Source organism: Methylobacterium sp. WL9 (assembly GCF_008040035.1).
Lineage (GTDB): Bacteria > Pseudomonadota > Alphaproteobacteria > Rhizobiales > Beijerinckiaceae > Methylobacterium > Methylobacterium thuringiense.
Genome location: NZ_VRVE01000122.1, coordinates 1 through 9,451, shown reverse-complemented (window position 1 = coordinate 9,451; position 9,451 = coordinate 1). Strand labels below are relative to the sequence as shown.

The 9,451-nt window shown below is 69.8% G+C and carries 8 protein-coding genes; 5 read left to right on the top strand and 3 right to left on the bottom strand.

Features of this window, described 5'->3' with window-relative positions:
- The 4 genes from FV217_RS21025 to FV217_RS21010 all read left to right on the top strand — a co-directional run.
- Positions 1-678: VWA domain-containing protein (locus tag FV217_RS21025; protein ID WP_147820373.1), on the top strand; the 678-nt coding region annotated here is incomplete at its 5' end.
- A 51-nt stretch (positions 679-729) separates the two neighbouring features.
- Positions 730-1,647 carry an alpha/beta fold hydrolase BchO gene (bchO, locus tag FV217_RS21020; protein WP_147820371.1) on the top strand — a complete coding sequence of 306 codons (918 nt, stop codon included), beginning with the start codon at positions 730-732 and terminating at the stop codon, positions 1,645-1,647.
- A gap of 103 nt (positions 1,648-1,750) precedes the next feature.
- Positions 1,751-3,280 carry a phytoene desaturase gene (locus tag FV217_RS21015; protein WP_147820369.1) on the top strand — a complete coding sequence of 510 codons (1,530 nt, stop codon included), beginning with the start codon at positions 1,751-1,753 and terminating at the stop codon, positions 3,278-3,280.
- Positions 3,261-4,358: a phytoene/squalene synthase family protein gene (locus tag FV217_RS21010; protein ID WP_147820367.1), complete on the top strand. Its 1,098-nt coding sequence runs from the start codon at positions 3,261-3,263 to the stop codon at positions 4,356-4,358. The genes FV217_RS21015 and FV217_RS21010 overlap by 20 nt, the downstream gene beginning before the upstream one ends.
- Before the next feature lie 157 nt (positions 4,359-4,515).
- Here the strand turns inward: FV217_RS21010 and FV217_RS21005 are convergent, their stop codons facing one another.
- The 3 genes from FV217_RS21005 to crtD form a co-directional block, all read right to left on the bottom strand.
- Positions 4,516-6,219 (bottom strand): methyl-accepting chemotaxis protein, encoded by a 1,704-nt coding sequence (locus FV217_RS21005; RefSeq protein WP_246683082.1) that lies wholly within the window; start codon positions 6,217-6,219, stop codon positions 4,516-4,518.
- A gap of 287 nt (positions 6,220-6,506) precedes the next feature.
- A complete protein-coding gene (locus tag FV217_RS21000; protein ID WP_147820375.1) occupies positions 6,507-7,367 on the bottom strand; it encodes a carotenoid 1,2-hydratase in 861 nt (286 codons plus the stop codon).
- A complete protein-coding gene (gene crtD, locus FV217_RS20995) occupies positions 7,364-8,899 on the bottom strand; it encodes a 1-hydroxycarotenoid 3,4-desaturase CrtD (protein WP_147820363.1) in 1,536 nt (511 codons plus the stop codon). The genes FV217_RS21000 and crtD overlap by 4 nt, the downstream gene beginning before the upstream one ends.
- A gap of 105 nt (positions 8,900-9,004) precedes the next feature.
- Between crtD and FV217_RS20990 the strand changes: the two genes are divergently transcribed.
- Positions 9,005-9,451 (top strand): polyprenyl synthetase family protein (locus tag FV217_RS20990; protein ID WP_246683072.1); only part of this gene is annotated, 447 nt, incomplete at its 3' end.

The window sequence follows — 9,451 nt, the reverse complement described above, 5'->3', positions numbered from 1 at the left end:
ACGCTGCGGGCCGCCGCGCCGTGGCAGCGGATCCGGCGGGGAGCCATCGGGACCGGCGGCGGACCGGCCCGCCGCGTCGTCGTCCTCCCCGACGACCTTCGTATCAAGCGCCTGCGCCAGCGCACCGAGACCACGACGATCTTCTGCGTCGACGCCTCGGGCTCGGCCGCGCTGGAGCGGCTGGCCGAGACCAAGGGGGCGGTGGAACTGCTGCTCGCCGAATCCTACGTCCGGCGCGACCGGGTCGCGCTGGTGGCGTTCCGGGGGGCAGGGGCCGAGATCGTTCTGCCGCCGACGCGTTCGCTGGTGCGGGCCAAGCGCGCGCTGGGCGGCTTGCCCGGCGGGGGCGGCACGCCGCTCGCCGCCGGAATCGACGCCGCCGCGACCCTCGCGCTCAACGTGCGCCGGGGCGGCGGAAGCCCGGTGATCGTGCTGCTCACCGACGGCCGCGCCAACGTCGCGCGCTCGGGGGAGGGCGGCCGGGCGCGGGCCGGCGAGGAGGCGCTGGCCGCCGGCCGTCTGCTCAAGGCCCTCGGCCTGCGCATGCTCCTCATCGACACCGGTACCCGCCCCGAGGGCGCCCGCCGTCTCGCGGACGTCGCCGATGCGCGCTACATTCCGCTGCCCTATGCCGATGCGAGCGGCGTGAGCGCCGCGGTGCGGGCCGCGATCGCCTGAGACTGGCGTGCCGGCGCGGCGAACGGTCGGGCCACGGAGTAAGAGACCACCATGGCGTTCTTCGAGACGGACCGCCCCGATTGGGAGCGCGACGGCGCCGACTGGCCGAACCGCGCCGCGAGCCGGTTCGTCGAGTCGGCGGGCCTGCGCTGGCACGTGCAGGAATTCGGCCCGGCGGACGCGCCCGTGCTGCTGCTGCTGCACGGCACCGGCGCGGCCACGCATTCCTGGCGGGACCTCGCGCCGCGTCTCGCACAGGATTTCCGGGTCGTCGCGCCGGACCTGCCCGGCCACGGCTTCACCGATCCGCTGCCGGCGGCGCGATTGTCCCTGCCGGGCATGGCATATGCCGTGGCCAGCTTGTTATGCACGCTCGGTGTTGTACCGGCATTGGCCGCGGGCCATTCCGCCGGCGCCGCCGTGCTCGCCCGGATGTGCATCGATGGCAGCATCGACCCGCGCCGGCTCATCGCCTTCAACGGCGCGCTCAAGCCCTTCCCGGGGCCGGCGGCGTTCCTGTTTCCGACCATGGCGCGGGTGTTGTTCCTCAACCCGGTGACGCCGAAATTCTTCGCCTGGACCGCCGACCGGCGGGCGGTGCAGCGGCTCATCGACGGCACCGGATCGCGGCTCGATGCGGCCGGGCTCGACCTCTACAAGCGCCTCTTCGCCAAGTCCGGCCACGTGGCCGGGGCCTTGGGAATGATGGCGAATTGGGATCTCGAAGCCCTCGACCGCGACCTGCCGCGCTTGAGGCAGCACACCGTCCTGGTCGTCGGCGGCGAGGACAAGGCGATCCTGCCGGAGACCGGTTTCGCGGTCCGCGACCGCCTGCCCGACGCCCGCGTCGAGCTGATGCGCGGGCTCGGCCACCTCGCCCACGAGGAGGCGCCGGAGCGCGTCGCCGAGCTCGTCTTGCGTGAGGCGCGTCTGGCAGGGGTTCTGGCCACGGAATCCGCCGAACCGTGATCCTCCTCGACCGGGCCTTGCACGTCGCATGGCGCGAACGTGATTGCGAACGACCGCCGTTTCCCTCTTGCCTGCCGGAAAATCCCCGCCATAGTGTCAGCCAATGTTGACACTCGACGCCAAGCCGAGCGCTGTTCTTGACACCGACCGCCGTCCGCACGCGGTGGTGATCGGCTCGGGATTCGGTGGTCTGGCGGCCGCCGTCCGGCTTGGCGCGCGCGGCTACCGCGTCACCGTGCTGGAGCGGCTGGAACAGCCGGGCGGCCGCGCCCGCGTCCACCGGCAGGACGGCTTCACTTTTGACGCCGGCCCCACCATCGTCACCGCGCCGTTCCTGTTCGAAGAGCTCTGGCAACTCGCCGGCCGGCGCATGGAGGACGACGTCGCGCTGGTGCCGATGTCGCCGTTCTACCGCATCCGTTTCGAGGACGGCGCGACCTTCGAATACAGCGGCGACGTCGACGCCATGCGCGAGGAGGTCAGGCGATTTTCGCCTGCGGACGTCGATGGTTACGAACGCTTCATGCAGCGCAGCGCCGAGATCTGCCGGGTCGGTTTCGAGGAGCTCGGCCACGTTCCCTTCGAGTCCGTCGGCGACATGCTGCGGATCGCGCCGGACCTGCTGCGGCTCGGCGGTCATCGCTCGGTCTATGCCACCGTGGCGAAGTTCATCCGCGACGAGCGGCTCCGGACCATCTTCAGCTTCCACCCGCTGCTGATCGGCGGAAACCCCTTCCGCGCCAGCGCGATCTACTGCCTGATCGCCCATCTCGAGCGGCGCTGGGGCGTGCATTTCGCGCTGGGCGGCACCGGCCGGCTGGTGGACGGGCTCTGCGATCTGATCCGCGGCCAGGGCGGCAGCATCCGCTGCGGTGCCGACGTGGCGACGATCCGCGTTACGGACGGCGCGGCCACCGGCGTGGTGATGCGGGACGGCAGCTGGCTCGACGCCGACATCGTCGTCTCGAACGCCGATTCCGCCTTCACCTACACGCACTTGCTCAAGGGCCACCGCCGCAGGCGCTGGAGCGACCGCAAGGTCGGCGCGGCGCGCTCCTCGATGGGTCTGTTCGTCTGGTATTTCGGCACGAACCGGAAATATCCGGACGTCGCCCACCACACCATCATGATGGGGCCGCGCTACCGAGAACTCCTGAAAGACATCTTCGAGACGAAAAAACTCGCTGAGGATTTCAGCCTCTACCTGCACCGGCCGACCGCGACCGATCCGCTGCTCGCCCCGCCCGGCCACGACGCCTTCTACGTGCTGGCGCCGGTGCCGAATCTCGCCGGCGGGCAGGACTGGGCAGCGATCGGCGAATCCTATCGCCGAAAGATCGAGGGCTTCCTCGAAGGCTCCGTCTTGCCGGGACTGAAGGACGCGATCGTGACCTCGAAGATCACGACGCCGCAGGATTTTTCCGACGACTTCCTGAGCTTCCGCGGCTCCGGTTTCGGGCTGGAGCCCGTGCTCACGCAATCGGCCTGGTTCCGGCCGCACAACAGGTCCGAAGACGTGAAGAACCTCTACCTCGTCGGCGCGGGGACGCATCCCGGCGCCGGGCTCCCCGGCGTGCTGTCCTCGGCCCGCGTCCTCGACAGCCTGGTGCCGGATGCGCACGTCTTTGCCTGACGCCCCCCTCGCCAGCGCCGCCGATCACGCCGCCTGCCGGGCCGCGATCCGCACGGGCTCGAAGAGCTTCTTCGCGGCCTCGACGCTGCTGCCGCCCGCGGTGCGGGTGCCGTCCTTCGGCCTCTACGCCTTCTGCCGCCTCTCGGACGACGCCGTCGACGAGGCCGGCAGCCGCGCCCGCCAGCGGATGGCGTCGGACCGCCTGGCGCAGCGCCTGAGTCTCGCCTATGCCGGCCGCCCCGCCAACGCGCCGGCCGACCGGGCGCTGGCCGACCTCGTCGCGCGCTACGCCATGCCGGAGGCGCTGCCCCGCGCCCTGCTCGAAGGGCTCGCCTGGGACGCCGGGGGCCGCCGCTACGCGACCCTCTCGGAGCTGACGGACTACGCCGCCCGCGTTGCTGGCGCCGTCGGCGCGATGATGACGCTGATCATGGGCGTGCGCGATCCGGCGGTGCTGGCCCGCGCCTGCGATCTCGGGGTGGCGATGCAGTTCACCAACATCGCCCGCGACGTCGGCGAGGACGCGCGAGCCGGCCGGCTCTACCTGCCGCTCGACTGGCTGGCGCAGGCCGGCATCGATCCCGACGCCTTCCTGGCCGACCCCGTGGCGAGCCCGGCGATCCGCTCCGTCGTGGCCCGCCTGCTCGATGCGGCCGAAATCCTCTATCGCCGCTCCGAACCGGGGATCGGCGGGCTACCGCTCGGCTGCCGTCCGGCGATCCGGGGGGCGCGGCTGATCTATGCCGAGATCGGGCGCGCCATCGAGGCGAACGGTCTCGATTCGGTCACGTGCCGCGCCCGCGTGCCCGGTTCGCGCAAGGCCGTGCTGCTCGCCCGCGCCGCGCTGCCGGCGCCTGTGCTCCCAGACGCCGCAGCGCCGCCGCTGCCGGAGACCGCCTATCTCGTCGACGCCGTCCGGGATCATCCGATGCCGGCACTCCCCGTGCCGCGCCGGCTGCCGGCATGGTGGGACGTGTCCGGCCAGGTCGCCCACGTGCTCGATCTCATCGAGCAATTGCAGGAGCGTGAGGCCTTCGCCGAGAACCAGCCGGGACAGCAGCGTCTGGAAACGGCGTAGGACAAACGGCCGTCAGATTCGCCTCTTCGGGTCGGCGGCAAACCCGAACGTGCGTCGCCGCAGATCGGGCACGGGACGCCGCCGCCGCGCATTGCCTACGGCGTTCGGCCATTGGCCGGCCCCGGCTCGCGGGACCGGCCAATGGCGTCGCCGGTTATCAGGCCGCGCGAACCGTCGCCAGGAAGCGCGAGACTTCGCTGCCGAGATGCTCGGACTGACGGGAGAGTTCTCCCGCCGAGCTGAGCACCTGAGAGGCGGCTGCGCCCGTCTCCTCGGCGGCGCTGGCGACACCGGCGATGTTGCTCGTCACTTCGCTGGTGCCGCTTGAGGCCTGGGCGACGTTGCGGACGATCTCCTGCGTCGCGGCGCCCTGCTCCTCGACGGCGGCGGCGATCGCGCTCGCCACCACGTTGATGTCGCGGATGCGGCCGGCGATGGTGCCGATCGCCGAGACGGCCTGACCGGTCACCGCCTGGATGTGGCCGATCTGGCCGGAGATCTCGTCCGTCGCCCGGGTGGTCTGGGCGGCGAGTTCCTTGACCTCCGCCGCGACCACCGCGAAGCCGCGGCCGGCTTCGCCCGCACGGGCCGCCTCGATCGTGGCGTTGAGCGCGAGCAGGTTGGTCTGGCCGGCAATGCTGGAGATCATGCCGACCACGTCGCCGATCCGGGCGGCGGCTTGGGTCAGCTCCTGAACCAGCCCGGCCGTCTGGTCGGCCTCGCCGACGGCGGCGCGGGCGAGATCCGCGGAGCCGCTGACCTGACGCCCGATCTCCGCGACCGAGCTGCCGAGTTCTTCCGCCGCCGCAGCCACGGTCCCGACATTCGAGGCGGCCTCCTCGGCGGCGGCAGCGACGGTGGTGGATTGCGATGCTGTCTGCGTAGCGGTCGCAGTCATGGTCTGCGCGGTGGCCTGCAGCTCGGTTGCGGAGGACGAGACCATCGCCACGATGCCGCCGACGGCATTCTCGAACCCGTCCGCGAGCTCGATCATCGTCCGGCGGCGCTCGACGGCGGCGGCCTCGTCGGCGATCTGCTTGCGCTCGGCCTCTTCGGCGGCCTTCTTCGCGACCATCGTCTTGATGGCTTCGACGGCACGTCCCACCGCACCGATCTCGTCGCCGCGTGCCGCCTCGGCGATGTCGGCGTTGATGTCGCCCTTCGCCATGCGCTGCAGGATGCCGACGAGGCTTCCGATCGGGCGGGTGACGCCGAACACCACGACGGCGATGCCGGCGACGATCCCGGCGAGCATGCCCAGCGCGCTCACCACCATCATGGTGTTGCGCGTCGCATCGGTCTGCTCCGACAGGGAGGCGGCACCCTTCTGCATGAAGGTCTGGATGTCGCCCGAGAGTGCACTGATCGAGGCGATGAACGGCAGGAATTCCGGATCGATCGTACGGCGCATCAGATCGGTCGCGGCCTGTCCCTGGCCTTGGTTCAGGAGCACGCGTGCCTCGGTCCAGAAGCCGATCAGGCGATCGATCTTGACCCGAGCCTCGTCGATCCGATCCGCGAAACTCGGAGCCTGGCTGCGCACGTCACCGATGATGGTACGGAGCTGATCCATGGCCGCACCGAACTGCGTGTCCATGCGGCGGAGCTGCTCCGCATTCGGCTCGGTGGCCATACGGGACGCATAGAACTGCGTCTCGAAGAGAAACCGGTTGATCCTGCGTCCGTTCGCGACGGCTGCCGCCTCCTTCCTGATGAAGAGGCCGTAGGCCGTGTCGACCGCGGCCATTTGCGATTGCGCGTACCAGATACACCCGCCAATGATTGCGCCGATCAAGACCAATACCGAAAGTAGCTTCGTCAAGATTTTGAATCGAGCAAGAAATTGCACGGCTGCCCCCATCGAACATAACGGATAACAGTCTTTCCCAGTCCTTGCTTAATGGACCCTTAAAATACTCAACACTCGAATGAAATCGACGTTTTTTGAGAGAACCATGATTGTCGGTTGCAATTATGTATTTAAACAACCATCCATCGCAGCAATAAAATTGCTGGTCTATAAGATATACTTCATTGCAATCTTGGATGACACGCGCACTGCGTGTTTTTGATACAGATATGCACCTAAAAATTGATCGAAGTGGAATACCGGCGCGCATTACGAGGGACGGATCCGTCGGCGATCCGTCACCCCGGCGCGCGCGGCATCCGGAACGGCAGCATCAGCCGCACGACCGGGTTCATGAAGCGATCGAGCACGAGGCTCTCGTGGACCGGCCTCACCGCCTCTCCGGCAAGCGTCGAAGAGAGCAGGGAGCGGGCATAGAACGGCGTGTCCTCGAAGGTCCGCACCACCTGTGCCGCGCCGTCGTCGCTGCGCGTCGGCCGGGGAATGCGCCAGAGCCGGGTCGCCGGCACATCGGCCGCGAGCGGCGGGCGGATGTCGCGGCGGCTGCCGTCGCGTCCGAAGTTCAGCGAGAGGTTCTGCCCGGAGCCGTCGCGGCGCTCGACGTCGTAGAGGATGGCGGCGCCGTCCTTCAGGTCGGCCCGGCACCAGCTCCAGCGTGAGAACGACTCGGCCAGCGGCCGGTCGCCGTCGTTGGTGTCGAAATACCCGGTTCCCGTCCAGGACATCGCGGGCTCGTCGAGGGCGACGTCGATCCGGGAGGAGGGGGCCATCGGCCACCAGCGGTGCTCGCCGTGGGTGTCGAGGGTGAAGGGATTCTGGGTGATCCCGTTCGGCCGCACACGCACGGTGCCGCGGATGGCGCGCGGGATCGGCGAGGAGCGCTCGTCGATACGGATGGTCAATTCGGTGCCGTCCCAGGCCAAGGAACTCGGGCCGATGGCGATGTGCTGCGCGTCCCGCGAGAGCTGTGAGCGGCGTCGCTCCGTCATGGCGAAACGGTTGGCGCGCTCGCCGTAGAGCACGACGTTCACGGCGCAATGATCGAACGGGTCCTGCTTCCGGTCCCAGGTGTAGTAGGGCGAAAACACGCTGCCGATGAAGGCGATGATGGTGAGGCCCTGGCGGCCGTCCTCGCTCAGGGCGTCGACGTACCACCAGACATAGCCGCCCTTGGCGACCGGGCCGTCAAAACGCGGTCCGCGAGCAGAGCCTCCGCTGCCAGTCGTCCGGACTGCGCCGCCATCGGCACGCCCGGTCCCGGATGCACGCTGCCCCCCGCCAGGTAGAGCCCCGGTACCTTCGTGCGCGACCCCGGCCGCTTGAACGAGGCCATCCAGCCGTGCGCCGCCCGGCCGTAGAGCGCCCCGCCCGTCGCCGGAAACAGCGCCTCGAACCCCTCCGGCGTCGTCACCGTGGCCGGTTCCGACTCCGCCAGCGTGAGCCCGCACGCCGCCAGGCGCCGGCGCCAATTCGTCTCGCATGTCTCGATCTCCGAGGGCGGAAAGGGCTTCTCACGCCCGTCGGCGGGCGCGTTGACGAGGAGGAGCAGGCGCTCCGGGCGGCCGGGATCGGCGCAGGAATCGCCGCGATCCTGGGCGCAGATATAAACGGTCGGGTCCGCCGGCAGCCGGCGCCGATCGAGGATCTCCGAGAACTCTTCGCGGTAGTCGCGCGAGAAGAACACTGTGTGGTGCGCCAGCGGAAAGCCCTCGGTCCGGGCGTTCAGGCAGAAGGTGACGGCCGAAAGCGAGCGGTCCGAGGGCGCTATGCGGTCGCCGGCCGAGGCCGCATCCGGCCCGAAAAGGCCATGCCCGACGGCGGCGACATCGGCATTGGCGATCACCGCATCCGCCGCGATGCGCTCGCCATCCGCCAGGATGACCCCAGTGGTGCGGCCGCCCCGAGTCTCGATGCGGGCGACCTCGGCGCCGTAGCGGATCGTCGCCCCGTTCTCGATGGCGAGATCGGCGATGGCGCGGGCGAGGCGGCTCAACCCGCCCTCAACCAGCCAGACACCCGCCTGCTCCACATGGGCGACGAGCATCAGTGTGGCCGGTGCCGCGAAGGGTGAGGAGCCACAGTAGGTCGCGTAGCGCCCGAAGAGCTGGCGCAGGCGCGGATCCCGAAAGTAGTCGCCGAGCGCCGACCACAGCGTCGTGAAGGGCTGGATGCGCCAGAGGTCGCCGATGCCCGAGAGGCCGACACGGCGGCCGAGATCGATCGGGCTCGGCCGCGCCCCGCGGATGAACGGGCCTTCGAGGGTGCGATAGACCTCGGCAGCGCGGGCGCAGAAGCGCCGGTAGCCGTCGGCCTCGCGCGGGCCTGCGAAGGCCGCGATGGCCTCGGCCGAGGCGTCGACATCCGCGAAAAGGTCGAGGCGCTCGTCGGCACTCCAGGCGTGGCGGGCGAGCAGGCTCGCGGGCTTGAGCGCAAGGCGGTCGGCGAGCGACGCTCCGCACTCCGAGAAAATTTCCTCGAAGACCCAGCGCATGGTGAAGACGGTGGGGCCGGCTTCGATCGCGGCCCCGCCGACGGGGAGCGACCGCATCTTGCCGCCCGGCGCGGCGCCGCGTTCGAGCAGCGTCACGTCGAGTCCGGCATGGGCCAGCTTCAGGCCCGCGACGAGCCCCGCCACGCCGGCGCCGATCACGATGACGCGGTTTCCAGCCACGAACGCAGGCTCCTCCCCAAAGGCGACGTTGACCGGCCGCTCCAAAGTGTCAATAAAGACTGACACGTTGCTTTGACAACGGACAATGACACAGGGAGAGGCGCGATGGATGCCGGCAGGCGGATCGAAACGGCCCTCGATGCAGCCGTGGCCCACGCGGAAGCGCCCGGCGCGCCGCCGCGTCTCGCGGAAGCCATTCGATACGCCGTGTTTCCCGGCGGCCACCGTATCCGGCCGCGCCTCTGCCTCTCAGTGGCCCGGGCCTGCGGCGACGACGACCCGGCCGCCGCCGACGCCGCAGCCGCCGCGATCGAGTTGCTGCATTGTGCGTCACTCGTCCACGACGATCTGCCCTGCTTCGACGATGCACCGATGCGCCGGCAGAAGGCGTCGGTGCATGTCGCCTTCGGCGAGCCACTCGCCGTGCTCACCGGCGACGATCAGCGCGTCGCCGGTGAGCACCAGTGTCTTATAAACATCTCCGGGCCCCCGAGGCGAGCGGGGCGGGGGGATGGCGGGGTGGGGGTGGAAAAAAAAAGGGGGGGGGGGGGG

What these genes read in the sequence shown, in the direction of transcription:
- FV217_RS21010 (WP_147820367.1), top strand. Translation starts at nt 3,261, where the DNA reads ATGCGCACGTCTTTGCCTGACGCCCCCCTCGCCAGCGCCGCCGATCAC.
- bchO (WP_147820371.1), top strand. Translation starts at nt 730, where the DNA reads ATGGCGTTCTTCGAGACGGACCGCCCCGATTGGGAGCGCGACGGCGCC.
- FV217_RS21015 (WP_147820369.1), top strand. Translation starts at nt 1,751, where the DNA reads ATGTTGACACTCGACGCCAAGCCGAGCGCTGTTCTTGACACCGACCGC.
- FV217_RS21005 (WP_246683082.1), bottom strand. Translation starts at nt 6,219, where the DNA reads ATGGGGGCAGCCGTGCAATTTCTTGCTCGATTCAAAATCTTGACGAAG.